The 25,613-nt window shown below is 64.8% G+C and carries 23 protein-coding genes and 1 riboswitch; of the genes, 8 read left to right on the top strand and 15 right to left on the bottom strand.

What is annotated here, in order from left to right:
• Positions 1-8: 8 nt before the first annotated feature.
• The 14 genes from CK218_RS29105 to CK218_RS29040 all read right to left on the bottom strand — a co-directional run bounded on the left by CK218_RS29105 (position 9) and on the right by CK218_RS29040 (position 14,477).
• Positions 9-1,514, bottom strand: a complete 1,506-nt coding sequence (locus CK218_RS29105) for an NADH-quinone oxidoreductase subunit M (protein WP_095826201.1) — start codon at positions 1,512-1,514, stop codon at positions 9-11.
• Positions 1,514-3,487: an NADH-quinone oxidoreductase subunit L gene (nuoL, locus tag CK218_RS29100; RefSeq protein ID WP_095780845.1), complete on the bottom strand. Its 1,974-nt coding sequence runs from the start codon at positions 3,485-3,487 to the stop codon at positions 1,514-1,516. Before nuoL ends, CK218_RS29105 begins: the two co-directional genes overlap by 1 nt.
• 11 nt (positions 3,488-3,498) lie before the next feature.
• The gene (gene nuoK, locus CK218_RS29095) at positions 3,499-3,807 is read right to left on the bottom strand and encodes an NADH-quinone oxidoreductase subunit NuoK (RefSeq protein ID WP_066998791.1); all 309 of its coding nucleotides are present in this window, start codon (positions 3,805-3,807) and stop codon (positions 3,499-3,501) included.
• Between the two features lies 1 nt (position 3,808).
• Complete coding sequence (locus CK218_RS29090) at positions 3,809-4,429, bottom strand: NADH-quinone oxidoreductase subunit J (protein ID WP_066998787.1); 621 nt, start codon at positions 4,427-4,429, stop codon at positions 3,809-3,811.
• A gap of 236 nt (positions 4,430-4,665) precedes the next feature.
• Positions 4,666-5,157 carry an NADH-quinone oxidoreductase subunit NuoI gene (nuoI, locus tag CK218_RS29085; protein ID WP_066998784.1) on the bottom strand — a complete coding sequence of 164 codons (492 nt, stop codon included), beginning with the start codon at positions 5,155-5,157 and terminating at the stop codon, positions 4,666-4,668.
• Positions 5,157-6,200, bottom strand: a complete 1,044-nt coding sequence (gene nuoH, locus CK218_RS29080) for an NADH-quinone oxidoreductase subunit NuoH (RefSeq protein ID WP_066998780.1) — start codon at positions 6,198-6,200, stop codon at positions 5,157-5,159. The genes nuoI and nuoH overlap by 1 nt, the downstream gene beginning before the upstream one ends.
• Before the next feature lie 2 nt (positions 6,201-6,202).
• Entirely contained in the window at positions 6,203-8,284 is a 2,082-nt protein-coding gene (gene nuoG / locus CK218_RS29075) for an NADH-quinone oxidoreductase subunit NuoG (protein WP_095829699.1), read from the bottom strand.
• 72 nt (positions 8,285-8,356) lie between these two features.
• Complete coding sequence (locus CK218_RS29070; RefSeq protein WP_066998774.1) at positions 8,357-9,037, bottom strand: NADH-ubiquinone dehydrogenase; 681 nt, start codon at positions 9,035-9,037, stop codon at positions 8,357-8,359.
• 72 nt (positions 9,038-9,109) lie between these two features.
• A complete protein-coding gene (gene nuoF / locus CK218_RS29065; RefSeq protein WP_095829698.1) occupies positions 9,110-10,414 on the bottom strand; it encodes an NADH-quinone oxidoreductase subunit NuoF in 1,305 nt (434 codons plus the stop codon).
• 10 nt (positions 10,415-10,424) lie between these two features.
• On the bottom strand, positions 10,425-11,729 hold the full coding sequence (locus CK218_RS29060) for an NADH-quinone oxidoreductase subunit E (protein ID WP_095829697.1): 1,305 nt from the start codon (positions 11,727-11,729) through the stop codon (positions 10,425-10,427).
• Complete coding sequence (locus CK218_RS29055; protein ID WP_095779761.1) at positions 11,730-12,920, bottom strand: NADH-quinone oxidoreductase subunit D; 1,191 nt, start codon at positions 12,918-12,920, stop codon at positions 11,730-11,732.
• A gap of 9 nt (positions 12,921-12,929) precedes the next feature.
• Complete coding sequence (locus CK218_RS29050) at positions 12,930-13,535, bottom strand: NADH-quinone oxidoreductase subunit C (protein WP_066998762.1); 606 nt, start codon at positions 13,533-13,535, stop codon at positions 12,930-12,932.
• A 4-nt stretch (positions 13,536-13,539) separates the two neighbouring features.
• Positions 13,540-14,121, bottom strand: a complete 582-nt coding sequence (locus CK218_RS29045; RefSeq protein WP_013531090.1) for an NADH-quinone oxidoreductase subunit B — start codon at positions 14,119-14,121, stop codon at positions 13,540-13,542.
• The gene (locus tag CK218_RS29040; protein WP_027169002.1) at positions 14,112-14,477 is read right to left on the bottom strand and encodes an NADH-quinone oxidoreductase subunit A; all 366 of its coding nucleotides are present in this window, start codon (positions 14,475-14,477) and stop codon (positions 14,112-14,114) included. Before CK218_RS29040 ends, CK218_RS29045 begins: the two co-directional genes overlap by 10 nt.
• 327 nt (positions 14,478-14,804) lie before the next feature.
• On the opposite strand from CK218_RS29040, the gene CK218_RS29035 reads away from it, so the two are divergent.
• The 8 genes from CK218_RS29035 (at position 14,805) to CK218_RS29000 (ending at position 24,881) form a co-directional block, all read left to right on the top strand.
• Positions 14,805-16,004: a winged helix-turn-helix domain-containing protein gene (locus CK218_RS29035; RefSeq protein ID WP_095829696.1), complete on the top strand. Its 1,200-nt coding sequence runs from the start codon at positions 14,805-14,807 to the stop codon at positions 16,002-16,004.
• 29 nt (positions 16,005-16,033) lie between these two features.
• Positions 16,034-16,233, top strand: a riboswitch (cobalamin riboswitch).
• Positions 16,234-16,271: 38 nt separating this feature from the next.
• A complete protein-coding gene (locus tag CK218_RS29030) occupies positions 16,272-16,700 on the top strand; it encodes a DUF1636 family protein (RefSeq protein WP_066998755.1) in 429 nt (142 codons plus the stop codon).
• A gap of 1 nt (position 16,701) precedes the next feature.
• Positions 16,702-17,739 carry a cobalamin biosynthesis protein CobW gene (gene cobW, locus CK218_RS29025; RefSeq protein ID WP_095829695.1) on the top strand — a complete coding sequence of 346 codons (1,038 nt, stop codon included), beginning with the start codon at positions 16,702-16,704 and terminating at the stop codon, positions 17,737-17,739.
• Positions 17,740-17,756: 17 nt separating this feature from the next.
• Entirely contained in the window at positions 17,757-21,371 is a 3,615-nt protein-coding gene (gene cobN, locus CK218_RS29020) for a cobaltochelatase subunit CobN (protein ID WP_095829694.1), read from the top strand.
• Entirely contained in the window at positions 21,368-22,729 is a 1,362-nt protein-coding gene (gene cobG / locus CK218_RS29015) for a precorrin-3B synthase (protein WP_095779766.1), read from the top strand. The genes cobN and cobG overlap by 4 nt, the downstream gene beginning before the upstream one ends.
• Positions 22,730-22,732: 3 nt before the next feature.
• Positions 22,733-23,365, top strand: coding sequence for a precorrin-8X methylmutase (locus tag CK218_RS29010; protein WP_095829693.1), 633 nt, complete (start codon positions 22,733-22,735; stop codon positions 23,363-23,365).
• Complete coding sequence (locus CK218_RS29005; protein ID WP_095829692.1) at positions 23,362-24,120, top strand: precorrin-2 C(20)-methyltransferase; 759 nt, start codon at positions 23,362-23,364, stop codon at positions 24,118-24,120. The genes CK218_RS29010 and CK218_RS29005 overlap by 4 nt, the downstream gene beginning before the upstream one ends.
• Positions 24,117-24,881: a precorrin-3B C(17)-methyltransferase gene (locus CK218_RS29000; RefSeq protein ID WP_095829691.1), complete on the top strand. Its 765-nt coding sequence runs from the start codon at positions 24,117-24,119 to the stop codon at positions 24,879-24,881. The genes CK218_RS29005 and CK218_RS29000 overlap by 4 nt, the downstream gene beginning before the upstream one ends.
• Here the strand turns inward: CK218_RS29000 and CK218_RS28995 are convergent.
• Positions 24,845-25,612 (bottom strand): cobalt-precorrin-6A reductase, encoded by a 768-nt coding sequence (locus tag CK218_RS28995; RefSeq protein ID WP_095829711.1) that lies wholly within the window; start codon positions 25,610-25,612, stop codon positions 24,845-24,847. The genes CK218_RS29000 and CK218_RS28995 overlap by 37 nt on opposite strands.
• Between the last annotated feature and the right edge of the window lies 1 nt (position 25,613).

The raw sequence follows: 25,613 nt of genomic DNA, 5'->3' as shown, positions 1-25,613 counted from the left end.
TTCCCCGGTCAGTTCGCCGCCGCGGTTTGCGCGGAATTGATGGATGCGGTGACGTTGGTGACGAGCGCCTTGACCGACTGCGTGGTGGCATCGAAGACAGGCGCCGGATAGACGCCGAAGAAGATCACCAGCACCACCAGCGGGTAGATGATCGCCTTCTCGCGCGTCGAAAGATCGAGCAGGTTCTTCAGGCTCTCCTTGGTCAGCGCGCCGAAGATCACGCGGCGGTAGAGCCAGAGCGCGTAGGCCGCCGACAGGATCACGCCGGTAGCGGCGAAGAACGCCACCCAGGTGTTGACCCGAAACACACCGAGCATGGTCAGGAACTCGCCGACGAAGCCGCTGGTGCCCGGCAGGCCGACATTGGCCATGGTGAAGATCATGAACGCGGTCGCGTATTTCGGCATGTTGTTGACCAGCCCGCCATAGGCGTCGATCTCGCGCGTATGCATGCGGTCGTAGATGACGCCGACGCACAGGAACAGCGCGCCGGAGACGAGCCCATGGCTGAGCATCTGGAACATCGCGCCCTGCACGCCCTCCTGATTCATCGCGAAGATGCCCATGGTGACGAAGCCCATATGGGCGACCGACGAATAGGCGATGAGTTTCTTCATGTCCTCCTGCATCAGCGCCACCAGCGAGGTGTAGATGATGGCGACGACCGAGAGCGTGAAGATCAGCGGCGCGAACATCTCCGACGCCAGCGGGAACATCGGCAGCGAGAAGCGCAGGAAGCCGTATCCGCCCATCTTCAACAGGATGCCGGCCAGGATGACCGAACCCGCCGTCGGCGCCTCGACATGCGCGTCGGGCAGCCAGGTGTGCACCGGCCACATCGGCATCTTCACCGCGAAGGAGGCGAAGAAGGCGAGCCACAGCCAGGTCTGCATGTTGGCCGGGAAGTTATGCGTCAGCAGCGTGGTGATGTCGGTCGTGCCGGACTGGAAGAACATCGCCATGATGGCGAGCAGCATCAGCACCGAGCCGGCAAGCGTATAAAGGAAGAACTTGAACGAGGCATAGACGCGCCGCTTGCCGCCCCAGACACCGATGATGATGAACATCGGGATCAGGCCGCCCTCGAAGAAGACGTAGAAGAGCACAATGTCGAGCGCGCAGAACACGCCGATCATCAGCGTCTCGAGGATCAGGAAGGCGATCATGTAGGCCTTGACGCGCTTCTCGATCGCATCCCACGAGGCCAGGATGCAGAGCGGCATCAGGAAGGTGGTCAGGATGACGAACAGCATCGAGATGCCGTCGACGCCCATATGGTAGGAGATGCCCGAATCCAGCCAGGCGTGCTTCTCGACGAACTGGAAGCCGGCCTGCGAATTATCGAAGCCCTTCCAGATGAACAGCGACACCACGAAGGTGAACGCCGTCGTGATGAAGGCGATCGAGCGGATGTTGCGGCGCGCGTTTTCGCTGTCGTCGCTGATCGGCAGAATGAGCAGAACACCAACCAGCGGCAGGAAGGTGACCAGCGAGAGGATTGGCCAGTCGGTCATCAGAGCATCATCCAGGTGACGAGAGCGGCCACGCCGATCAGCATGGCGAAGGCATAGTGGTAGAGGTAGCCGGTCTGCAATTTGACGACGCGGTTGGTGACGTCGACGACGCGCGCCGAGATGCCGTCGGGGCCGAGCCCGTCGATGATGGCGCCGTCACCGGTCTTCCATAGGAACCGGCCGAGGCGCTTCGCCGGCCGCACGAAAAGGAAGTCGTAGAGCTCGTCGAAATACCATTTGTTGAGCAGGAAGCCGTAGAGCAGGCGATGGTTGGCGGCGACGCTCCGGGGCAGTTCCGGCGAGCGGATGTAGAACTTCCACGCGACCGCAAAGCCGATGACCATGGCGATGAACGGAGCCAGTTCCACCCACAACGGCAATTCGTGGATCTCGTGCAGGATGTGGTTGTCCGGCAGCGTGAACAGCGAGGCCTTCCAGAACTCGGCATAGCCCTCGCCGATGAAGGCGCCGTGGAAGATGACACCGGCAAACAGCGCGCCGGCAGCCAGCACGTAGAGCGGCACCAGCATCACCGGCGGCGATTCATGCACGTGATGCATGACCTCGTGGCTGGCGCGCGGCTCGCCGTGGAAGGTCATGAAGATCAGTCGCCAGGAATAGAAGCTTGTGAAGGCGGCGGCGATCACGAGCAGCACGAAGGCAAAGCCCGCGACCGCGTTGTGGCTGGCAAAGGACGCTTCGATGATGGCGTCCTTGGAGAAGAAGCCGGCGGTGCCGATCACCGTCGCCGGGATGCCGACGCCGGTCAGCGCCAGCGTGCCGATCACCATCATCCAGTAGGTCTTGGGGATAAGCGTCCTCAACCCGCCCATCAGGCGCATGTCCTGCTCGTCGGAGACGGCATGGATGACCGAGCCAGAGCCGAGGAACAGCAGCGCCTTGAAGAAGGCATGCGTGAACAGATGGAAGATCGCCGCGCCATAGGCGCCGACGCCGAGCGCCACGAACATGTAGCCGAGCTGCGAGCAGGTCGAATAGGCGATGACGCGCTTGATGTCGTTCTGGACAAGGCCGACGGTGGCCGCGAAGAAGGCGGTGAAGGCGCCGATGAAGGTGACGACGGTCAGCGCCGAATGCGACAACTCGAACAGCGGCGAGAGCCTCGCCAGCATGAACACGCCGGCCGTCACCATGGTCGCGGCATGGATCAGCGCCGAGACGGGCGTCGGGCCTTCCATGGCATCGGGCAGCCAGGTGTGCAGCGGCACCTGCGCCGACTTGCCCATGGCGCCCATGAAGAGCAGCAGGCAGACCACCGTCAGCGCCGTGTGCTTGTCGAGCGCATGGCCTAAGAAGGTGAGCACCGCGGCTCCCTCCGGCGCGCCTTCGGCCGGAAGGAAGGAGGCTGCGTTGGCGAAGACTGTGCCGAGATTGACCGAGCCGAACAGCACGAAGACGCCGAAGATGCCGAGCGCGAAGCCGAAGTCGCCGACGCGGTTGACGACGAAGGCCTTGATCGCCGCGGCGTTGGCGGAGGGCTTCTTGTACCAGAAGCCGATCAGCAGATAGGAGGCGAGGCCGACGCCTTCCCAGCCGAAGAACATCTGCACCAGATTGTCAGCCGTCACCAGCATCAGCATCGCGAAGGTGAACAGCGACAGATAGGCGAAGAAGCGCGGCCGGTTCGGATCGTGGTGCATGTAGCCGATCGAATAGATATGGACCAGCGCCGACACGGTGTTGACGACGACCAGCATCACCACCGTCAGTGTGTCGATCCTGAGCGCCCAGGCGACGTCGAGCCCGCCCGCCTGGATCCAGCGCAGCACCGGCACGGTGAACACTTCGCCATGGCCGAAGCCGACGGTGAAGAAGGCGATCCACGACAGCACCGCCGCGATCACCAGGAAGCCGGAAGTGATGTATTCGGATGCCTTGGCGCCGAGCGAATTGCCGAACAGGCCGACAATCAGGAAGCCGAGCAGCGGAAGGAAGACGATGGCCTGGTACATGGTTGTTCCCGTCAACCCTTCATCTGGTTCACGTCTTCGACCGCTATCGAGCCGCGGTTGCGGAAGAAGACGACAAGAATGGCAAGTCCGATCGCGGCCTCCGCCGCGGCGACCGTCAGCACGAACAGGGCGAATACCTGCCCTACGAGGTCATGCAGCGCCGCCGAGAAGGCGACGAAGTTGATGTTGACCGCGAGCAGGATCAGCTCGATCGACATCAGGATGACGATGATGTTGCGGCGGTTCAAAAAGATGCCGAACACGCCGAGCGTGAACAGGATCGCCGATACGGTCAGATAATGCGCGATGCCGACGACCATCTCAGATACCCTCGCCCGACTTGACCTTGCGGATTTCCATGCCCGTTGCCGGCGTGCGGCCGACCTGGGCGGCGATCGACTGCCGCTTGACGCCTTCCTTGTGGCGCAGCGTCAGCACGATGGCACCGATCATGGCGACCAGAAGCACGAGGCCGGCGATCTGGAAATAATAGAGATAGTCCGTGTAGAGGATGTCGCCGAGCGCCGCCGTGTTGGAGCGCGCGGCGAGGTCCGGCGTTGCCTTCGCCACCGTCGAAGCAAGCTGCGGCGCGAAGCTGTAGCCGCCGAGCACGACGATCAGTTCCGCCGCCAGGATCAGTCCGACCAGCGCGCCGATCGGCGCATATTGCAGCGCGCCCTGCTTCATCTCCGCGAAGTCGACGTCGAGCATCATGACGACGAAAAGGAACAGCACCATCACAGCGCCGACATAGACGACGAGCAGGATCATCGCCAGGAACTCGGCGCCGGTCAGCATGAACAGGCCAGCGGCATTGAAGAAGGTGAGGATCAGGAACAGCACCGAATGCACGGGGTTGCGCGACGAAATGACCATGAAGGCCGACGCCACGGCGATAAAGGCGAAGAGGTAGAAAAAGACCGCCTCTAGTCCACTCAGCATGGGGTTCCCTCGGGTTCCTGTCCGAACACTGGCTCAGCGCCCCTGCTCGATGTCGCCGCCGCCTCCGGCTGGCAACGTTGCGTGTTCCTATCGCATGTTCCGATCGGGTTGAAAGACCCGATCGGAAGAAACATGCGACACTCTTTTCATTCCGGAGGATGATCTGGTCCGAAAGTCTGCAACTTTTCGGGGACCATCCTTTGGACGAGGCCCTCGCCCCGTCCATGCGTCAAATGTCAGCGATAGGGCGCGTCCAACGCGATGTTGCGCGCCAGCTCACGCTCCCAGCGATCGCCGTTCGCGAGCAGCTTTTCCTTGTTGTAGTAAAGCTCCTCGCGCGTCTCGGTCGCGAATTCGAAATTCGGCCCCTCGACGATGGCGTCGACCGGGCAGGCTTCCTGGCAGAAGCCGCAATAGATGCACTTCACCATGTCGATATCGTAGCGCACGGTGCGCCGCGTACCGTCGTTGCGGCGCGGGCCGGCTTCGATGGTGATCGCCTGTGCCGGACAGATCGCCTCGCAAAGCTTGCAGGCGATGCAGCGCTCCTCCCCATTGGGGTAGCGGCGCAGCGCGTGCTCGCCGCGGAAGCGCGGGCTGGTCGGTCCCTTCTCGTGCGGATAGTTGATCGTCTCCTTCGGCGCAACGAACTGGCGCATCGACAGGAAGAAGGCGCTGACGAAATCCTTCAGCAACAGGGCCTTTGCGGCTTGGGCAAGAGCGGACATCACGCAAACCCCGTGATCTTGAGGAAGGCCGCGGTGGCGACGACCATGAACAGCGAGATCGGCAGGAAGACCTTCCAGCCTAGCCGCATCAGCTGATCATAGCGGTAGCGCGGCACAAACGCCTTCACCATCGAGAACATGAAGAACACCAGGCAGACCTTGAGCACGAACCAGATCAGGCCCGGCACCCAGGTGAAGGGCGCGAAGTCGAACGGTGGCAGCCAGCCGCCGAGGAACAGGATGGTGGCCAGCGCGCACATCAGGACGACGGCGACGTACTCGCCCAGGAAGAAGAGCAGGAACGGCGTCGACGAATATTCGACCATGTGTCCGGCGACGAGTTCCGATTCCGCTTCCACCAGATCGAAGGGCGGACGGTTCGTCTCGGCCAGCGCCGAGATGAAGAACACGATGAACATCGGGAACAGCGACAGCCAGTGCCAGTCGAGGAAGGTGTTGGGCAGGCCAAGCTTGGTGCCGAGGCCATCCTGCTGCGAGAGCACGATGTCGGAGAGGTTGAGCGAGCCGACGCAAAGCAGCACGGTGACGATGACGAAGCCGATCGACACCTCGTAGGACACCATCTGCGCGGCTGAGCGCAGCGCGCCCAGGAACGGATATTTCGAGTTCGACGCCCAGCCGCCCATGATCACGCCGTAGACCTCGAGCGAGGAGATGGCGAAAACATAAAGGATGCCGACATTGATGTTAGCGATAGCCCAGCCTTGATTGACCGGAATGACCGCCCAGGCCGAGATCGCGAGCACGGCTGAGACCAGTGGCGCCAGCAGGAAGACGCCCTTGTTGGCGCCCGACGGGATCACCGGCTCCTTGAAGACGAATTTCAAAAGGTCGGCGAAGGCCTGCAGCGTGCCCCAGGGACCGACCACGTTCGGGCCGCGGCGCAGCTGCACCGCCGCCCAGATCTTGCGGTCGGCATAAAGCACGTAAGCCACGAAGATCAAAAGAACGACGATCAGCACGACCGACTTCAACAGGATCAGCAGCGCCGGCAGCACGTAGAAGGAAAAGAAGGTGTCCATGCTTATTCCGCCGCCTGCTTGAAGCCGCTCTTGGCCAGCGCCGAGCACTCAGCCATCACGGCCGAGGCCCGCGCGATCGGGTTGGTGAGATAGAAGTCCTTCACCGGCGAGGTGAAGGTGCCCTTGTTCAAGCGCCCGCCGAGCTTCGCCGCCCTGGCAACGCCGTCGGCGCTGCCCGCCGCGACATGATCGACGCGGGCAAGATGCGGGTATTCGCCATAGAGCTTGGCGCGCAGCTGCGCGAGCGAATCGAACGGCAGCTTCTTGCCGAGCACATCCGACAGCGCCCGCAGGATCGCCCAGTCCTCGCGCGCTTCGCCCGGGGCGAAACCGGCGCGGTTGGTCTGCTGCACGCGGCCTTCCGTGTTCACATAGGTGCCGGACTTTTCGGTGTAGGCGGCAGCCGGCAGGATGACATTGGCGCGGTGTGCGCCCACATCGCCATGCGTGCCGATATAGACGACGAAGGCGCCGCCGGTCTTGGCCATGTCGATCTCGTCGGCGCCAAGCAGGAACAGGAGATCCGTCGCGCCCAGCATGCCGGCGACATTCTTGCCGCCCTCGCCCGGCACGAAGCCGACGTCGAGCCCGCCGACTCTGGCCGCCGCGTTGTGCAGCACCGCGAAGCCGTTCCACTCGGCCGTGACGGCATTGATGGCCATCGCCAGCCTTGCCGCCTGGCCGAGCACTGCCGCGCCGTCCGAGCGCGCCAGGGCGCCCTGGCCGACGATAATCAGCGGATGCGCTGCATTCTTCAGCACCTCGAAGAACCTGCCGTTGCCGTCGGCCAAGTCCTTCAAGGATTCTGGGCCGGCGCCGATGAGCTCGTAGTCATAGCGCGTGTCGCCGATCTCGCCGATGACGCCGATCGGCATGTTGCCGACGCGCCAGCGCTTGCGGATGCGGGCGTTGAGCACCGAGGCCTCGAAGCGCGGATTGGCGCCGACGATCAGCACCGCGTCGGCCTGCTCGATGCCTTCGATGGTCGGATTGAAGATGTAGCTCGCGCGGCCGAGCGACGGATCGAGCGCAGCGCCGTCCTGGCGGCAGTCGATGTTCTTGGAGCCGAGCGCTGCCATCAAAAGCTTGAGCGCATAGATTTCCTCGACCGCGGCGAGGTCGCCGGCGATGGCGCCGATGCGCTCGGGCGCGGTCTTCGACACCTCGTTCTTGATCGCCGTGAAGGCTTCCGCCCAGCTTGCCGGAGCAAGCTTGCCGTTCTTGCGAACGTAGGGACGATCGAGGCGCTGGGTGCGCAGGCCATCCCAGATGAAGCGCGTCTTGTCCGAGATCCACTCCTCGTTCACGGCCTCGTTGACGCGCGGCAGGATGCGCATCACCTCGCGGCCGCGGCTATCGACGCGGATCGCCGAGCCGACGGCGTCCATGACGTCGATCGACTCCGTCTTGGTCAGCTCCCACGGCCGCGCCTGGAAGGCGAACGGCTTGGAGGTCAGCGCGCCGACCGGGCAAAGGTCGATGACGTTGCCCTGGAGCTCCGAGGTCATCGCCTGTTCGAGATAGGTGGTGATCTCGGCATCCTCGCCGCGGCCGATCAGGCCGAGTTCGGAGATGCCGGCGACCTCGGTCGTGAAGCGGACGCAGCGCGTGCAGTGGATGCAGCGGTTCATCACCGTCTTGACCAGCGGACCGATATACTTGTCTTCGACCGCCCGCTTGTTCTCATGGTAGCGCGAGGAGTCGACGCCGAAGGCCATCGCCTGGTCCTGCAAGTCGCACTCGCCGCCCTGGTCGCAGATCGGGCAATCCAGCGGATGGTTGATCAGCAGGAACTCCATCACGCCTTCGCGGGCCTTCTTGACCATCGGCGTGTTGGTCAAGATTTCCGGCGCTTCGCCATTCGGGCCGGGGCGCAGGTCGCGCACGCCCATGGCGCAGGAGGCCTGCGGCTTGGGCGGGCCACCCTTCACCTCGATCAGGCACATGCGGCAATTGCCGGCGATGGACAACCGCTCATGGAAGCAGAAGCGCGGCACTTCCGCGCCGGCGTCCTCGGCCGCCTGCAGCAGCGTGTAATGGTCGGGTACCGTGATCTCTTTCCCGTCGACCTTGAGCTTTGCCATTCGCCTCAAACCCTCGCGGATTTCCCGCAATCTTTCGTTCCGGGGCGCGACTGCGCCCGGCATTTCATCTCACTATTTGGCGGCCAGCGCCGCCGCTTGGCCAGTCCAGTCGTCGCGGCCGACGCGGCCGGCGAGCGACAGGTAATCCTCGACCCAGGCGATCTCTTCCAAGGTCCAGGCAGCGATCTGGTCGTAGGACCAGATGCCAAGACCATTCAGCACCTTCTCCAGCTTCGGCCCGATGCCCGATATCGCCTTCAGGTCGGACGGCTTTGCCGGCTTGTCGATCGCCTTGGGCTGCCTGAAATCTTCCGGCATCAGACCGGTCGCGGCCGTTCCGGCTACCGTGTCGCCTCTCGCGTCGAGCGCCTTCTCAGCGCTGGCGTTCGCCGCGATGTCGGTCACATCCCTGGCGAAGGTCTGCGCCTCGGCGATCAGCGTCTCGGTCGCTTTGCGCGCTTTGGACGAATTGTTGGCGGCCTCGGTCCGCGCCTCGAGATCGTCGAGGAACGGCTGGAGCATGCGCTGCGAGGCTTCGACGGCGCCGGAGAGCGCGCCCATCCAGACACCCAGGGCATGGTTGGCGAAACCGATGCCTACCGCAGATAGCGCAGCCACGCCCGCGACAGGATGCGCCATCAGGTTGACGGCGCTGGCCATCTCCCGCGGCATCATCTTGGTCAGGTCCGGGTTCATCTTCTCGAGTTCGTCCAAATAAGGCATCAGCGGGTAGGCTATCGAATACGGCGCCATAGACATCTCCTGGTCGTTTCTTCGTACGCCCCGCCCCTGCTTTCCGTCCCGGGCAATGCCCGTCTTGCAAATCTATTCCGCCGCCACCATCACCGGCTCGACCCGGTGCGCGTTGCGCGAAAACTCGTCGATGCGGCGCTCCACCTCGCCGCGGAAATGTCGCATCAGGCCCTGGATCGGCCAGGCCGCGGCATCGCCCAGCGCGCAGATCGTGTGACCTTCCACCTGCTTGGTGACATCGAGCAGCATGTCGATCTCGCGCTTCTGCGCTTCGCCGCGCACCAGCCGTTCCATCACCCGCCACATCCAGCCGGTGCCTTCGCGGCACGGCGTGCACTGGCCGCAGCTCTCATGCTTGTAGAAGTAGGAAAGCCTGGCGATCGCCTTCACGATATCGGTCGACTTGTCCATGACGATGACAGCCGCAGTGCCGAGGCCGGATTTGAGGTCGCGCAATGCATCGAAATCCATCGGCGCGTCGATGATCTGCTCGGCCGGCACCAGCGGCACCGAAGCGCCGCCCGGGATGACCGCGAGCAGATTGTCCCAGCCGCCGCGAATGCCGCCGCAATGCGTCTCGATCAGTTCGCGGAACGGGATCGACATCGCCTCTTCGAAGGTGCACGGATTGTTGACGTGCCCGGACACGCAGAAGAGCTTGGTGCCGGCATTGTTCGGCCGGCCGAAGGACGAGAACCAGGCAGCACCCCGGCGCAGGATCGTCGGCGCCACCGCGATGGATTCGACGTTGTTGACCGTGGTCGGGCAGCCATAAAGGCCGACATTGGCCGGGAATGGCGGCTTCAGTCGCGGCTGGCCCTTCTTGCCCTCGAGGCTTTCGAGCAGCGCCGTCTCCTCGCCGCAAATATAGGCGCCGGCGCCGTGGTGCATATAGACGTCGAAGTCGTAGCCGGAGGTGTTGTTCTTGCCAATGAGCTTGGCCGCATAAGCCTCGTCGATGGCGCGCTGCAGCGCCTCGCGCTCGCGGATGAACTCGCCGCGCACATAGATGTAAGCAGCGACCGCGCCCATGGCGAAACCGGCGACCAGCGCGCCCTCGACCAGCGTATGCGGATCGTTGCGCAGAATGTCACGGTCCTTGCAGGTGCCGGGCTCGGATTCGTCGGCATTGATGACGAGATAGCTCGGCCGGCCATCGCTCTGCTTGGGCATGAACGACCATTTCAGGCCGGTCGGGAAGCCGGCGCCGCCACGGCCGCGCAGGCCGCTTGCCTTCATTTCGTTGATGATCCAGTCGCGTCCCTTGGCGATCAGGCCGGGTGTATCGTCCCACATGCCGCGCGCCTGCGCTCCGGCCAGCGACTTGTCGAACAGGCCGTAGATGTTGGTGAAGATGCGGTCTTTGTCCTGAAGCATTGTTCGTCCCTCAGACCGGCTTCTTGCCGAAGACGCGGATGTACTCGGCGACGCCGCCCTTGGCGAGCGCCTTGGCCTGCTTCGCCCAGTCGTCGCGCTCGATACGGCCGCGGAAATTGAGATAGCCGTCGACCCATTCGCGCTCGGCCTTCCTCCACGCAGAGACCTGCGCGAAAGTATAAATGCCAAGCGAATGCAGGACGCCTTCGATCTTCGGACCGACACCGGAGATCAGCTTCAGATCGTCGACCGTTGCCGGACGCGCGATCCCGGCCGGGCGGTTCTTGTCCTCGAGCGAAGGCTTGGCCGTCTTGGTCGCAGGCTGCTTCGCTTCCGGCGACTTGAAGGCGGACGCCGGCTCGGCCTTGGCCTTCGGCCCGCTGCGCGGCTTCGAAACCGCCTCGACTTCCGGAGAAGCCTGGTTGGCATTGGCTGCGGAGTGGCGCGGCGCCCTGACGCTGGCCGCCTTCTCGGTGGCGGGCGAAACCTTGACCGGCGACGGTGTCCTTAGTGCCGGACTGGTTTCGGGCGCGTCGGTTTTCGGCTTGCCGGATTTCGATGGCCCGACAGGGGCCGAGGGCGGCGCGGCAGGCGCCTGCGAGACGACGGCGGCGGATGCAGCAGCGGGCGCTGCGGCAGCAGCTTGTCTGGCTGCCTTCGCGGCGGCCTTGGCTTCCTTGTCGCGGGTGGATTTCAGGATTGCCTTCTCGCTCTTCAGCGTCGTCAGGCCCGTGGCCGGCTCCGAACCGGTGCGGCCGTTCTGCGGACCGGGCTTCACCTCGGCGCCTTTGCCGGCTTCATAGAGATCGATGATCTCGGCAAGGCGCTCCGGCGTCAGGTCTTCGAACGTGTCCTTGAAGATCATGACCATCGGCGCGTTGACGCAGGCGCCGAGGCATTCGACCTCCTCCCACGACAGCGTACCCTTGTCGTTGGTATGGAACTGGTCGTGATGGATCTTCGAGCGGCACACATCCATCAGCGCTTCCGAGCCGCGCAGCATGCAGGGCGTGGTGCCGCAGACCTGGATATGGGCGCGGGTGCCGACCGGATTGAGCTGGTATTGCGTGTAGAAGGTGGCCACCTCGAGGCCGCGGATGCGCGGCATGCCGAGCATATCCGAGATCGTCTCGATCGCCGCCTTCGTTACCCAGCCTTCCTGTTCCTGAGCGATCATGAGCAATGGGATGATGGCCGACTGCTCGCGTCCCTTCGGGTATTTGGCGATCCACTGCTGCGCCGCCGCGGCGTTCGCCTTGTTGAAGGCGAAGGAGGCTGGCTGGACGCTGGCATCTGCGAGACGGCGGACTGACATTTAGCGATCGACCTCACCAAACACGATGTCGAGGGAGCCAAGCACGGCGGTGACGTCGGCCAGCATGTGGCCGCGGCACAGGAAATCCATGGCCTGCAGATGCGCAAAACCCGGCGCGCGCAGCTTGCAGCGATAGGGCTTGTTGGTGCCGTCGGAGACGAGATAGACGCCGAACTCGCCCTTCGGCGCCTCGACAGCCGCATAGACCTCGCCGGCCGGCACGCGGTAGCCCTCGGTGTAGAGTTTGAAGTGATGGATGAGCGCTTCCATCGAGCGCTTCATCGCCGCGCGCTTCGGCGGCACCACCTTGCCGTCGAGGTTCGATACCGGGCCACCGCTTTCCTTGCCGAGCAGCAGATCGACGCACTGGCGCATGATCTTCGCCGACTGGCGCATCTCTTCCATGCGCACGAGATAACGGTCGTAGCAGTCGCCGTTCTTGCCGATCGGGATGTCGAAATCCATCTCGGAATAGCATTCATAAGGCTGCGCCTTGCGCAGGTCCCAGGCCGCGCCCGAGCCGCGCACCATCACGCCCGAAAAACCCCAGGCCCAGGCGTCGGCGAGCGACACCGTGCCGATGTCGACATTGCGCTGCTTGAAGATGCGGTTGCCGGTGAGCAAGGCGTCAAGGTCGTCGACCGACTTCAGGAACGGATCGATCCACTTGCCGATATCCTCGATCAGCTTCTGCGGCAGGTCCTGATGCACGCCGCCTGGCCGGAAGTAGGCCGCATGCATGCGCGAGCCGGAGGCGCGCTCATAAAACACCATCAGCTTCTCGCGCTCGACAAAGCCCCACAGCGGCGGCGTCAGCGCGCCGACGTCCATCGCCTGCGTCGTCACATTGAGGATGTGCGACATGATGCGGCCCATTTCGGAATAGAGCACGCGGATCAGCTGGCCGCGCTTCGGCACCTCGATGCCGAGCAGGCGCTCGGCCGCGAGCGCGAAAGCATGCTCCTGGTTCATCGGCGCGCAATAGTCGAGCCGATCGAGATAGGGCACCGCCTGCAGATAGGTCTTGGCCTCGATCAGCTTCTCGGTACCGCGATGCAGCAGGCCGATATGCGGATCGACGCGATCGACCACCTCGCCGTCCAGCTCCAGCACGAGACGCAAAACCCCGTGCGCAGCAGGGTGTTGAGGCCCAAAGTTAATGTTAAAATTGCGGACGGAGGTTTCAGCCATTGTGGCGCCTCAATTTGGCTTCGCCTTTTCATCGCCCGGAAGGACGTAATCCGTTCCCTCCCACGGGCTCAAAAAGTCAAAGTTTCTAAATTCCTGCTTCAATTCCACCGGCTCATAGATGACTCGCTTGGCCTCGTCGTCGTAGCGAACCTCGACGAAGCCGGTCAGCGGGAAGTCCTTGCGCAGCGGATGCCCTTCAAAGCCGTAGTCGGTGAGGATGCGGCGCAGGTCCGGATGGCCGGAGAAGAGCACGCCGTAGAGATCATAGGTCTCGCGCTCGAACCAGTCGGCGCCGGGATAGACGCCGGTCAGCGACGGCACCAGCGTCTCCTCGTCGGCCTGGACCTTGAGGCGGATGCGGACGTTCTGCTTCGGCGACAACAGGTGGTAGACGACGTCGAAGCGCTTGGCACGCGACGGATAGTCGGCGCCGCAAATGTCGATGATCGAGACGAACTGGCAGCGCGGGTCGTCGCGCAGGAAGGTCGCGACCTCGGTCAAGTTGCCCGGCTCGACGCAAACCGTCAGTTCGCCATAAGCAAGCACCGTTTCGCCGATGCGGCCGGAGAGCTTCTCGCCGAGATAGGTGGAGAGTTCGTGCAACGCCAAGGCCATTGGTTCACCGTTCGATCGTGCCGGTGCGGCGGATCTTCTTCTGCAACAGGAGAATGCCGTAGAGCAGCGCTTCGGCGCTCGGCGGGCAGCCGGGGACATAGATGTCGACCGGCACGATGCGGTCGCAGCCGCGCACCACCGAATAGGAATAGTGATAATAGCCGCCGCCATTGGCGCACGAACCCATCGAGATGACGTAGCGCGGCTCCGGCATCTGGTCGTAGACCTTGCGCAGCGCCGGCGCCATCTTGTTGGTCAGTGTGCCCGCGACGATCATGATATCGGACTGGCGCGGAGACGCGCGCGGCGCGACGCCGAACCTCTCTGAGTCATAGCGCGGCATCGAGGTGTGGATCATCTCGACCGCGCAGCAGGCGAGACCGAAGGTCATGAACATCAGCGAGCCGCTGCGCGCCCAAGTGATCAGCGCCTCGGTCGAGGTGACAAGGAAGCCCTTGTCGGCCAGCTCATTATTGATCTCGAGGAAGAAGGGATCGTCCTCCCCCACCGGCCTGCCGGTGTTGGGATCGATGATGCCCTTGGGCTTCGGCGCGACGAGGGTGCCTGAACTGTCGTTCAATCCCATTCTAGCGCTCCTTTTTTCCATTCATAGGCAAAGCCGATGGTCAGCACCGCCAGGAACACCATCATCGACCAGAAGCCGAGCATGCCGAGCTTGGAGAAGGACACCGCCCACGGGAACAGGAAGGCGACCTCGAGATCGAAGATGATGAACAGGATCGACACCAGGTAGAAGCGGATGTCGAACTTCATGCGGGCGTCGTCGAACGAGTTGAACCCGCATTCATAGGCGGAAAGCTTTTCCGGATCGGGATTGCGGTAGGCAACCAGGAACGGCGCAACGATCAGCGCCAGGCCGACAACCATCGCCACTGCGATGAAGAGCACGATAGGCAGATACGAACTTAGGAGTGCGCTCATGCGGCGACTTTCCTTCGGCGGCCAGTTCACTTTGATTACAGCAACGGACTCTAAGGCGGAAGCGTGACAGTTTAACCCGCTGAACCGTTTTAGGTGGCCTATGCTGCGACGCGGCGAGGGTTAGCGCAGCGGTTTCGGCGACGCAAGTCAAACCTTGTTCAAAATCCGGCGCTGGACGCCATATCGGAAGAAACTGGTCCGATCCGCTCCTGTTTGATTTCCTTCATGTTTTACTCCACTTTTCTATCCTGACATATCTCCCGCCATTTGCCTGCTAGCATGGCCGGAATCACCGACTGGAAACCCCGGCAAAGGATCGGTAGCTGGATGAAGGAAAAGATCTCGCTCGCCGCAGCAAGGCGCATTGCGCTCGGTGCGCAGGGTTTTACCGATGCGCGGCCTGCCGGCACGCCCGATCGTCGCCATCTCGCCCGCGTGCTTTCCCGAACTGGCCTGCTGCAGATCGATTCCGTCAGCGCCGTGGTGCGCGCCCACTATATGCCGCTCTATTCGCGCCTCGGCCCCTACCCGCTTGCGCTGCTCGACAACGCGGCCGTCACCCGCAAGCGAACCGTCTTCGAATACTGGGCCCATGAGGCTTCCTTCCTGCCCGTCGAGACCTATCCGTTGATGCGCTGGCGCATGCAGCGCGCCGAGCAAGGCGAGGAAATGTATCTCGGCCTCGCCAAATGGGGCCGCGAGCGCAAGGCGATGATCGAGGAGATCTACGGCCAAGTCGCGCAACGCGGGCCGATCGCCGCCTCCGACATCGAAGGCCACAAGGGCAATGGCGGCTGGTGGGGCTGGAGCGAGGCCAAGCACGCTTTCGAATGGCTGTTCTGGGCCGGGCGCATCACCACCGCCTACCGGCGCGGATTCGAGCGCTATTACGACCTGCCCGAGCGGGTTCTGCCGCAGGCCGTGCTCGACCTGCCGGTGCCCTCGGTCGAGGACGCGCATCGCGAATTGCTGCGCATTTCCGCCCGCGCCCATGGCATCGCCACCTATGGCGATCTGCGCGACTATTTCCGCCTGGCGCCTGGCGATACGAAGGCCAGGATCGAGGAACTGGTCGAGATGGGCGAACTGCTGCCGGTGAAGGTCGAAGGCTGGGACAAGCCCGCCTATCTCCACAAGGACGCCCGCTTTCCGCGCCGGATCGAGGCCCGCGCCCTGCTCGCGCCCTTCGATCCGGTGGTATTCGAACGCACCCGGACGGAAAAACTCTTCGGCTTCCGCTACCGCATCGAGATCTACACGCCGGCCGAGAAGCGCCAGTACGGCTACTACGTGCTGCCTTTCCTGCTCGGCGACCGGATCGTTGCCCGGGTCGATCTGAGAGCTGACCGCCCGGCCGGCGTGCTGCGCGTCCATGCGGCTTTTGCCGAAGCCGGCGCTCCCGCCGAAACGGCCGCACAGCTCTTCGATGAGTTGAAACAGATGCAGGCATGGCTCGGCTTGGAAACCATCGAGGTGACGCCGGCCGGCGACCTTGGGCCGGCGTTGGCCGACATTTCGGTGTCGTAGCCGCGCGTTGACATGCCAGCACCTCTAAGCCTAAATCCGCCGCAGACGGTCTCCTCCCGGCAAGGGGAGGAGCCAAGAGGGAATGCGGTGCGGGAAAACCCAAATCCGCGGCTGTCCCCGCAACTGTGAGCGACGAGCCTCAGCCGAAAACCACTGGGATGTTCCCGGGAAGGCGGCGCAAGGCGACGACCCGCGAGCCAGGAGACCTGCCGTCTGAGACATGAGAATCCGATCGCTCGGCGGGTTTTCCGGGCAAGGAGCCTGGTTTTGGATCGCAACGTCAGTTTTCCGGCTAGTACCGCGGACATTTCGTCCGAACCCCGCGACGCGCTATCGGAAGTGACCGTCATCGTCTGCTCCTCCTGCCGCGATGAGACCGGTTCGGACGCGCATCCGCGCGCCGGCGCCCTCCTTGCCGAAGACGCGCGCCGCGCCGCGCCGGACGAGAAAATCCGCATCCGCACCGTCGAGTGTCTCGGCAATTGCAAACGCCGCCTGAGCGCGGCGCTGCTGCGCGACGGCTGCTGGAGCTATGTCTTCGGTGACCTGGAAACGACCAGCGGCGCCGACCTCGTCACCGGCGCAAAGCTCTTTGCCACCTCGACCGACGGCCTCATCCCCTGGCGAGGCCGGCCCGATTCCCTCAAGCGCGGCCTGGTTGCCCGCATCCCTCCCCTCGACCTGCTGAAGGACTGACATGACCGCATCCCTCTCCCGTGTTCCCTGCACTGTCGTCACCGGCTTTCTCGGCGCCGGCAAGACCACGCTGATCCGCAACCTGCTCGAAAACGCCAAGGGCAAGCGGCTGGCGATCATCGTTAACGAATTCGGCGATGTCGGCATCGACGGCGAGATCCTGAAAGGCTGCGGCATCGACACCTGCCCAGAGGAAAATATCGTCGAGCTCGCCAATGGCTGCATCTGCTGCACCGTCGCCGACGATTTCGTGCCGGCGCTCGACCAGATCCTGTCGCGCACGCCGAAGGTCGACCACATCCTGATCGAAACCTCCGGCCTCGCTTTGCCGAAGCCGCTCGTCCAGGCCTTCCAGTGGCCGACGGTGAAGAGCCGCGTCACGGTCGATGGCGTCATCGCCGTGGTCGACGGTCCGGCGCTGGCCGACGGCCGCGTCGCCTCCGACCTAGACGCCTTGCAGGCGCAGCGCGCCGCCGACGATTCCCTCGACCACGATGATCCGGTCGAAGAGGTGTTCGAGGACCAGATCGCCTGCGCCGACCTCATCATCCTGTCGAAGAGCGATCTGATGGACGCGGCCGGCTCGGAGCGCGCCAATGCCGTCATCGGCGAGCATGTGGCGCGCGCCGTCAAGGTCGTGCCGACCGCGCAGGGCAAGGTCGACCCCTCCGTGCTGCTCGGTCTTGGCCTCGCCGTCGAAGACGACATCGAGAACCGCAAGACCCATCACGATGACGAGCTCGACCATGAGCATGACGATTTCGACTCCTTCGTCCTCGATATCCCGTCCATCGCCAGTCCGGATGAGCTGGCAAAGCGCGTCGCTCTCGCCGCCGAGCAGGAAAACGTTCTGCGCGTCAAAGGCTTTGTCGAGGTGGGTGGCAAGCCGATGCGGCTGCTGCTCCAAGCCGTCGGCCCGCGCGTCAACCACTATTACGACCGCGCCTGGACGCCGGACGACGACCGCCGATCGCGGCTCGTCGTCATCGGCCTCAAGGGGCTGAACCGCCCGGCGATCGAGCGTATCCTCGCCGGCTGAGGCAAGACCGAACCGCGATGCACATCCTCACCACGACATCCGCCTCGCTCGACGATCTCGCCGAGCCGATCGACCTCAGGCAGACGCCTGCGGATGTCGTGGCCCTGTCCTTCACCGACAGCGATCTCGCCGGCCTCGCCGCTGCCTGGAAGGCCGACGCCGCTCGGCTGCCGTCGATGCGGCTGGCAGCACTTCGCGATCTCCGCCATCCGATGTCGGTCGATCTCTGGATCGGAAGTGTCGCGCGCCATGCCAGGGTCGTCCTGGTCCGCATTCTCGGCGGCTACGACTGGTGGCGCTACGGCTGCGACCAGCTCGCAGCGGTTGCGCGCGAGCGAAATATCAAACTGGCGCTGCTGCCGGGCGAAAGCCACGACGAGGATCTGCGGCTGATCGAAGGCTCGACCCTGCCGCGCGCCGAACTCGACGCCCTGCTCGGCTATTTCCGCGAAGGCGGCCCAGCGAACATGAGCGCGCTGGTGCAAAGACTGGCAAGGCTCGCCGGGTCGGATACGGCCGTGGCCGAGCCGGTGAGCGTGCCGAAGGCGGGGTATTACCAGGCTGGATTGGGGGTTGTAGAGGAGCCTGAGATCATCGATGTCGGCGGTCCTTCACACCCCCCTCTGTCCTGCCGGACAGAGGGGGGTGTGACAGAGCTCAACATCGACAGCGTCGGTGCCCCCGTCATCCCCATCCTCTTCTACCGTTCGATGCTGCTCGCCGCCGACGTCGCCCCAATCGATGCCCTGACGGAGGCGTTGCGGTCGCAGGGCATCATGCCCGTGCCGATCTTCGTTTCGAGCCTCAAGGACCCGGTATCGCTGGCTTTCGTCGAAACCGCCATCACCTCGTTGAACCCGTCCGCCATCGTCACTGCAACCGCCTTCGCTTCCGGTGCCGAGCCTGGTGCCGAAACGCTCTTCGACCGTGCCGGCGTGCCGGTGTTCCAGGTCATCGTCGCCACGACGCGGCGCGAAGTCTGGGAGAAAAACCAGCGCGGCCTGGCGCCCGCCGACCTTGCCATGCATGTCGTGCTGCCCGAGCTCGATGGCCGTATCCTCGCCGGCGCGATCTCCTTCAAGGGCGAGATTGACACCGATCCGGCGTTGGCCTTCCGCGCCTTCGCCAACCGTCCTGAGGCGGATCGCGTCGCGCAGGTCGCCGCTCGCGTCGCGGCGATCATTCGCCTGCAGCAGACCGAGCGGGCGGAACGCAAGCTGGCGATCCTGATTCCGGATTATCCAAGCGCGCCCGGACGCACCGGCTATGCTGTCGGCCTGGATGTGCCGTCGAGCGTGCTCGCCATGCTGCATGACCTGAAGGAACAGGGCTATACGGTTGACAGGATTCCGCAATCGCCGCGCGGATTGCTGGAGGCACTGGAGCTTGGCGGTCAAGGGTTGACCCTGCGCGATTATCGAAACCTCTCGTCGGAGCTTCCCGAAGCAGCACGCGACGTAGTTGAGGCGGCATGGGGCAAAGCCAACAACGAAGCTCACGTCAATGCGCCCCCCTCTGTCCTGCCGGACATCTCCCCCACCTGGGGGGAGATTGGCAGTTCTGCTGCCGGCTCTTTTCCTGCACCGTGGGGGATTGGCGAAAGCCACCACGCAAGCTCAATCTCCCCCCTAGTGGGGGAGATGTCCGGCAGGACAGAGGGGGGCGCGACAGAACGCCTACCTTTGCAGACAAGCCCCGAAACCCGCTTCCCCTTCCGCGCCGCCGCCTTCGGCAACGTCACCGTGGCGCTGGCCCCCCACCGTGGTCGCTCCGCAGACCGCCGCGCTGACTACCATGACCCGACCCTTCCCCCGCGCCACGAGCTGATCGCCTTCGGCCTGTGGTTGCAAAAGTCGCTCGGCGTCCACGCCATCGTCCATGTCGGCGCGCATGGCACGCTCGAATGGCTTCCCGGCAAGACGGTCGCGCTCTCCGACAACTGCTTCCCTGAGATCGTCACCGGCTCTCTGCCCGTCATTTATCCTTTCATCGTCTCCAATCCCGGCGAGGCGGCGCAGGCCAAGCGCCGCATCTCGGCCGTCACGCTCGGTCACCTGCCGCCGCCGCTGACCGGCGCCGGGCTCGACGAGGCGCAACAGAGGCTTGAGCGGCTGGTCGACGAATACGCACAAGCCGACGGGCTCGACCGCCGCCGCCGTGACCGACTTGCAAGGCTGATCGTCGAAACGGCGCAGAAGACAGGCCTTGCTTCTGAAGCCGGAGTTGCCGGAACCGATGCGCCGGACGAGGCGCTGCGCCGCATCGACGCGTGGCTGTGCGACCTCAAGGATTTTGCCGTCAAGGACGGGCTGCATGTCTATGGCCGCGCGCCCGATGACGAAGCCGATCCGCTGCGCCGCCAAAGCGTCGAGACCGAAAAAAACGCCCTGCTCGCTGCGCTCGACGGCCGTCACATCAAGGCCGGACCGGCAGGCGCGCCGGCGCGCGGTCGTTCCGATGTCCTGCCCACCGGCCGCAACCTTTTCACCTCAGATCCGCGCACCATGCCGACGTCGACGGCCTATGATCTCGGGCAGGCGGCGGCGGAAGAAGTCGTGCGCAGCTACATGCAGAGCCATGGCGACTGGCCGCGCTCGTTGGTCATCGACCTCTGGGGCTCCGCCTCGTTGCGCACCGGCGGCGAGGAGATCGCGCAAGGCCTGGCGCTGATGGGCTGCCGGCCGCAATGGGATGCCGCAACGGGCCGCGTCACCGGCATCGAGGTGATGCCGCCGGCCGCCCTCGGCCGCCCGCGCGTCGACGTCACCTGGCGCATCTCCGGCCTGTTTCGCGATATGTTCCCGACCCAGATCGGGCTGATCGACGCCGCTGCCAGCGCCGTCGCCGGTCGCGACGAGGACGATTCGGAAAATCCGCTTGCCGCCGCGGCCCGTGCCCAAGGCAAAATCGGTCCGCGCATTTTCGGCACCTCGCCCGGCACTTACGGCGCCGGGGTAGAGGAATTGCTGTCGCGCGGCGAATGGAGCGCGCGCGAAGAGATCGGCCGCGCCTATCTCGAAGCAACCTCGCATGCCTATGGCGGCGCCGACGGTGAGGCCATCTCCGCGCCCGGCGTCTTCGAGGGCCGCATCGCCGACGCGGACCTGCTTGTCCACACCGGCGACGACCCGGGCCGCGACATCCTCGAAGGTTCGGCCGATGTCGCCTTCATCGGCGGGTTTTCGGCCGCACTTGCCGCACTTGGCAGGAATGCCGATGTCATCGTGCTCGACACGACTGACCCTAAGAAGCCGAGGCCGCGATCGGTCGGCGAAGCCGTGTCACGCGTGGTGCGGGCCCGCGCCGTCAATCCGCGCTTCATTGCCGGGCAGATGCGCCACGGCCCCCGCGGCGCCTCGGAATTCGCCGAGACGGTCGACCGCCTGGTCGGCTTCGCCGAGACCACGCATGCCATATCGGGCGCGCTGATCGAGGCGGTGCACGACGCCTATATCGGCGACGCGGAAGTCCGAGCCTTCTTGCTGCGCGAAAATCCCGCCGCCGCGAAGGTCATCGCTGAGCGATTCCTGGCTGCGCGACGGCGCGGTCTCTGGCATCCGCTCAGGAATTCCATCGACGACGATCTCACGGCCTTGATCGCCGAGGCGCAGGCAAGCGGGGTGGCGGCATGAACGCCTTCTCGCGCCGCGGCGCCTGCCCTGCTTTGTCCGCACCGATGCAGACCGGCGACGGCCTGCTGGTGCGGCTCAATCCGGTTGCTGGAGGGCTTGCGCCCAAGTCGCTGATCGGTCTCTGCGAATCCGCCTTGCGCCACGGCAACGGCATCATGGAAGTGACCGCTCGCGGTAGCCTGCAGATCCGCGGCCTGACCGCATACAGCGCTGGGCTGCTGGCGGCGGAAGTGGATGCGCTGGGCATTGCGGTGCGGACGGGCGTGCCGGTGGAGACCGGGCCGCTCGCGGGTATCGACCCCCAGGAGATTGCAGATCCGCGCCCGCTGGCGGAACGGATCAGGGCGGCGGTTGAAGAGGCCGGGCTGACTCGACGGTTGGGGCCGAAGGTGTCCGTGGTCGTCGACGGCGGCGGGCAGTTGACGTTGGACGCAGTGACAGCTGATGTGCGGTTGAAGGCAGTGCACACTGCTGCTGGCGTGAAATGGGGCATGTCCGTTGCGGGCGACGCGCACGATGCAAGACCGCTCGCGACAGTCGATGCGGATGCCGCACGCGACATCGCCCTCGCAGCGCTCAGGATGGTCGCCGAGAAAGGTCGCGAGGCGCACACACGGGATTTGTCGGAGCGGCAATTGGCTTCTCTCGCAGGCTGGCATTCCTTCGCGCCCCCCTCTGTCCTGCCGGACATGTCCGGCAGGACAGAGGGGGGCGCCTTAGAGCGCCATCGCTCACCGATCGGCCTCTTTGACCTACGCGAAGGTCAAGCCCTCGGCATCGGCCTGCCCTTCGGAAGCATGCCGGCCCAGAACCTCATCGACCTCGCCGCCCGGGCCTCAGATCTGGACTCGACCGAAATCCGCCTGGCCCCAGGCCGCACCCTGCTTTTCCTCGGCCTCACCGCATCCGCCTGCCCTCCCCTCCAAGCCTCCGCGTCCGCCCTCGGCTTCATCACCGCCCCCACCGATCCGCGCACCCGCATTGCCGCCTGCCCCGGAGCGCCCGCCTGCGCCTCCGGCCGCATCGCCACCCGCGCCATCGCCGAAGAAATCGCAACGGAAAGCCCCGATCTCTTCGATGCCTCCCTCACCCTCCACATTTCCGGCTGCGCCAAGGGCTGCGCCCATCCCGGCCCAGCGGGCCTCACCCTGGTCGGCGACGAAAACGGAGCCGGACTTGTCGTGGACGGGACGGCAAAGGCCCTTCCTGCCGGATACAGGCCGGGCTATGACGCCGCGCGCGGGGTCGCCGGCATTGCGGCGGCGATCCGAAACGCACGGCATCCCGGCGAGACTGCCGCCGCTTGCCTCACAAGGCTCGGCGCGACTGAGATCGCCGAACTCTATCGACGGAACTGAAGAATGGCCGCCTACGACTATATCCATGACGGGATGGCGATCTACGAGCGCTCTTTCGCCATCATCCGCGCCGAGGCGGACTTGTCGCGCTTTTCCGAGACAGAGGCCGATGTCGCGATCCGCATGATCCACGCCTGCGGCCAGGTCGAGGCAGCCAGCCAGTTCGTGTTCTCCAGCGGTTTCGTTGAAGCGGCCCGTGCCGCCCTTGCCGCCGGGGCGCCTATCTTCTGCGATGCCGAGATGGTCGCCCACGGCATCACCCGTGCCCGCCTGCCGGCCGGAAACGAGGTGATCTGCACGCTGCGCGACCCGCGCACCGTCGATATCGCCAAGGAAATCGGCAACACGCGCTCGGCCGCCGCTATCGACCTTTGGAGCGAGCGCATGGCAGGTTCGATGGTCGCCATCGGCAACGCACCGACCGCGCTCTTCTATCTGCTCGAAAAATTGCGCGACGGCGCGCCGAAGCCGGCCGCCATCATCGGCATGCCGGTTGGTTTCGTCGGTGCTGCCGAATCCAAGGATGCTCTGGCCGAGAATTCCTACGGTGTGCCTTACGCCATCGTGCGCGGCAGGCTGGGCGGCAGCGCCATGACCGCCGCTGCACTCAACGCATTGGCGAGGCCAGGCCTGTGAACGCTTTCCCCAAAGGCCGGCTCGTCGGCGTCGGCACCGGTCCCGGCGATCCGGAGCTGTTGACGCTGAAGGCCGCGCGGGCATTGGCTGAAGCGAATGTCGTCGCCTATTTCGCCAAGCGCGGCAACAACAGCAACGCGCGCGCCATCGTCGAGGCGCGCTTTCGCCCGGATATGGTCGAGCTGCCCCTGCTCTACCCGGTGACGACCGAGATCGACAAGGATCACGACGACTATCGCTCGCAGATCACCGATTTCTACGAGCAGTCCGCCGAACAGGTCGCCGGGCATCTCGGCGCCGGCAAGATAGTGGCCGTGCTGTCGGAGGGCGATCCGCTTTTCTACGGCTCCTACATGCATCTGCACGTGCGCCTCTCGCACCGATTCCCGACCGAAGTCATTCCCGGTATCACCGCCATGTCCGGCTGTTGGTCGGCGACCGGCCTGCCGATCGTCCAGGGCGACGATGTGCTGACCGTGCTTCCCGGCACGATGAGCGAGTTCGAGCTGACGCGACGGCTGGCCGATACCGACGCCGCCGTCATCATGAAGGTCGGCCGCAACCTGCCGAAGATCCGCCGCGCGCTGGAAGCGACCGGCAAGCTGGCGAAGGCCGTCTATGTCGAGCGCGGCACCATGCCGGGCAGCGTGTCGATGCGGCTCGCGGAAAAGCAAGACGACAAGGCGCCCTATTTCGCCATCGTGCTGGTCGCCGGCTGGTCGGCGCGTCCCGGAGCTCCCGGAGCAAAGCCATGAGCGGCCGCCTCACCGTGATCGGCCTCGGTCCCGGCAATGCCGATCAGGTCACGCCGGAGGCGATCCGCGCCGTGACGGAGGCTTCCTTCTTCTATGGCTACAAGCCCTATCTCGACCGGCTCGAGCTGCGACAGGATCAGACCCGCATCGGCTCCGACAATCGCGAAGAGCTAGCCCGCTCGAACGAGGCGCTGGCCAAGGCAGCCGAAGGTCACAGCGTCGCTGTCGTGTCCGGCGGCGATCCCGGCGTATTCGCCATGGCGGCCGCCGTCTGCGAGGCGATCGAAGCCGGCCCGCCAGAATGGAGGTCGATCGAGCTCGCGGTCGTCCCCGGCGTCACCGCCATGCTCGCGGTCGCCGCCCGCATCGGCGCGCCGCTCGGCCATGATTTCTGCGCCATCTCGCTCTCCGACAATCTAAAACCCTGGGAGCTGATCGAGCTGCGTCTGCTGGCGGCGGCTGGCGCCGGCTTCGTCATTGCGCTCTACAATCCGATCAGCAAGGCGCGCCCCTGGCAGCTCGGCCGCGCCTTCGAATGCCTGAAGGCCATTCTGCCGGGCACCACCCCGGTGATCTTCGGCCGCGCCGCCGGCCGGCCCGATGAGCGCATCGAGGTGTTTCTGCTCGCCGACGCCGATGCGGCAAAGGCCGACATGTCGACCTGCGTCATCATCGGCTCGCCCGAGACCCGCATCATCAAGCGCGGCGACAAGCCCGCGCTGGTCTACACGCCGCGTTCGGCAACTGGGTCGAGAAAATGATCGACCATCGCAGCCAGCTGATCGACGGTCTCGGCCGACGCAATGTCAGGCAGCGGCGGCCTGCGCACCATGATCACTTCGATGCCGAGCGCGCGCGCCGCGGCGATCTTGCCGTAGGTCGCCTCGCCGCCGCTGTTCTTCGAAACGACGGTATCGATGGCGTATTTTTCAAGCAGCGCGCGCTCGTCCGCTTCGGGAAACGGCCCGCGCGCCAGAAGGTAAACTACGTCAGGCACAGCCAGCTTCGGCTCGATCGGGTCGACGCTGCGAATGAGATAGCGATGCTGCGGAGCGGTCTCGAACGCGCCGGCTTCCTGCCGGCCGATCGCCAGCAAGACTCGTCGCGGTGCCGTGCCAAGCGCCTTGGCCGCTTCAGCGACGCTCTCCACCAGCGTCCAGCGATCACCCGCGACAGGCTCCCAGCCGGCACGCCGCAGCGCAACGATCGGCACGCTGGTTTGCCTGGCCGCCTCAGCGGCATTGGCCGAGATACGGGCCGCATAAGGATGCGTGGCGTCGATCACCAGATCGACCTGTTCCCGGTGGAGATAGGCGGCCAATCCCTGCACGCCGCCAAAGCCGCCGGTACGCATGGGCACGCCTTGCGCCATGGGGCTTTCGGTGCGGCCGGCGAGCGACAGCGTGATCGAGAAATCCTTCCGGCGAGCCAGCTTGCCCGCCAGCTGCCGGGCCTCCGTGGTTCCGCCGAGAATCAGAATACGGTGGGTCATC

Source organism: Mesorhizobium sp. WSM3879, from assembly GCF_002294915.1.
Lineage (GTDB): Bacteria > Pseudomonadota > Alphaproteobacteria > Rhizobiales > Rhizobiaceae > Mesorhizobium.
The sequence above is the reverse complement of the archived record's forward strand: the minus strand, read 5'-3'. Positions and strand labels throughout refer to the sequence as shown.

What these genes read in the sequence shown, in the direction of transcription:
- CK218_RS29105 (WP_095826201.1), bottom strand. Translation starts at nt 1,514, where the DNA reads ATGACCGACTGGCCAATCCTCTCGCTGGTCACCTTCCTGCCGCTGGTT.
- nuoL (WP_095780845.1), bottom strand. Translation starts at nt 3,487, where the DNA reads ATGTACCAGGCCATCGTCTTCCTTCCGCTGCTCGGCTTCCTGATTGTC.
- nuoK (WP_066998791.1), bottom strand. Translation starts at nt 3,807, where the DNA reads ATGGTCGTCGGCATCGCGCATTATCTGACCGTATCGGCGATCCTGTTC.
- CK218_RS29090 (WP_066998787.1), bottom strand. Translation starts at nt 4,429, where the DNA reads ATGCTGAGTGGACTAGAGGCGGTCTTTTTCTACCTCTTCGCCTTTATC.
- nuoI (WP_066998784.1), bottom strand. Translation starts at nt 5,157, where the DNA reads ATGTCCGCTCTTGCCCAAGCCGCAAAGGCCCTGTTGCTGAAGGATTTC.
- nuoH (WP_066998780.1), bottom strand. Translation starts at nt 6,200, where the DNA reads ATGGACACCTTCTTTTCCTTCTACGTGCTGCCGGCGCTGCTGATCCTG.
- nuoG (WP_095829699.1), bottom strand. Translation starts at nt 8,284, where the DNA reads ATGGCAAAGCTCAAGGTCGACGGGAAAGAGATCACGGTACCCGACCAT.
- CK218_RS29070 (WP_066998774.1), bottom strand. Translation starts at nt 9,037, where the DNA reads ATGGCGCCGTATTCGATAGCCTACCCGCTGATGCCTTATTTGGACGAA.
- nuoF (WP_095829698.1), bottom strand. Translation starts at nt 10,414, where the DNA reads ATGCTTCAGGACAAAGACCGCATCTTCACCAACATCTACGGCCTGTTC.
- CK218_RS29060 (WP_095829697.1), bottom strand. Translation starts at nt 11,729, where the DNA reads ATGTCAGTCCGCCGTCTCGCAGATGCCAGCGTCCAGCCAGCCTCCTTC.
- CK218_RS29055 (WP_095779761.1), bottom strand. Translation starts at nt 12,920, where the DNA reads ATGGCTGAAACCTCCGTCCGCAATTTTAACATTAACTTTGGGCCTCAA.
- CK218_RS29050 (WP_066998762.1), bottom strand. Translation starts at nt 13,535, where the DNA reads ATGGCCTTGGCGTTGCACGAACTCTCCACCTATCTCGGCGAGAAGCTC.
- CK218_RS29045 (WP_013531090.1), bottom strand. Translation starts at nt 14,121, where the DNA reads ATGGGATTGAACGACAGTTCAGGCACCCTCGTCGCGCCGAAGCCCAAG.
- CK218_RS29040 (WP_027169002.1), bottom strand. Translation starts at nt 14,477, where the DNA reads ATGAGCGCACTCCTAAGTTCGTATCTGCCTATCGTGCTCTTCATCGCA.
- CK218_RS29035 (WP_095829696.1), top strand. Translation starts at nt 14,805, where the DNA reads ATGAAGGAAAAGATCTCGCTCGCCGCAGCAAGGCGCATTGCGCTCGGT.
- cobW (WP_095829695.1), top strand. Translation starts at nt 16,702, where the DNA reads ATGACCGCATCCCTCTCCCGTGTTCCCTGCACTGTCGTCACCGGCTTT.
- cobN (WP_095829694.1), top strand. Translation starts at nt 17,757, where the DNA reads ATGCACATCCTCACCACGACATCCGCCTCGCTCGACGATCTCGCCGAG.
- cobG (WP_095779766.1), top strand. Translation starts at nt 21,368, where the DNA reads ATGAACGCCTTCTCGCGCCGCGGCGCCTGCCCTGCTTTGTCCGCACCG.
- CK218_RS29010 (WP_095829693.1), top strand. Translation starts at nt 22,733, where the DNA reads ATGGCCGCCTACGACTATATCCATGACGGGATGGCGATCTACGAGCGC.
- CK218_RS29000 (WP_095829691.1), top strand. Translation starts at nt 24,117, where the DNA reads ATGAGCGGCCGCCTCACCGTGATCGGCCTCGGTCCCGGCAATGCCGAT.
- CK218_RS28995 (WP_095829711.1), bottom strand. Translation starts at nt 25,612, where the DNA reads ATGACCCACCGTATTCTGATTCTCGGCGGAACCACGGAGGCCCGGCAG.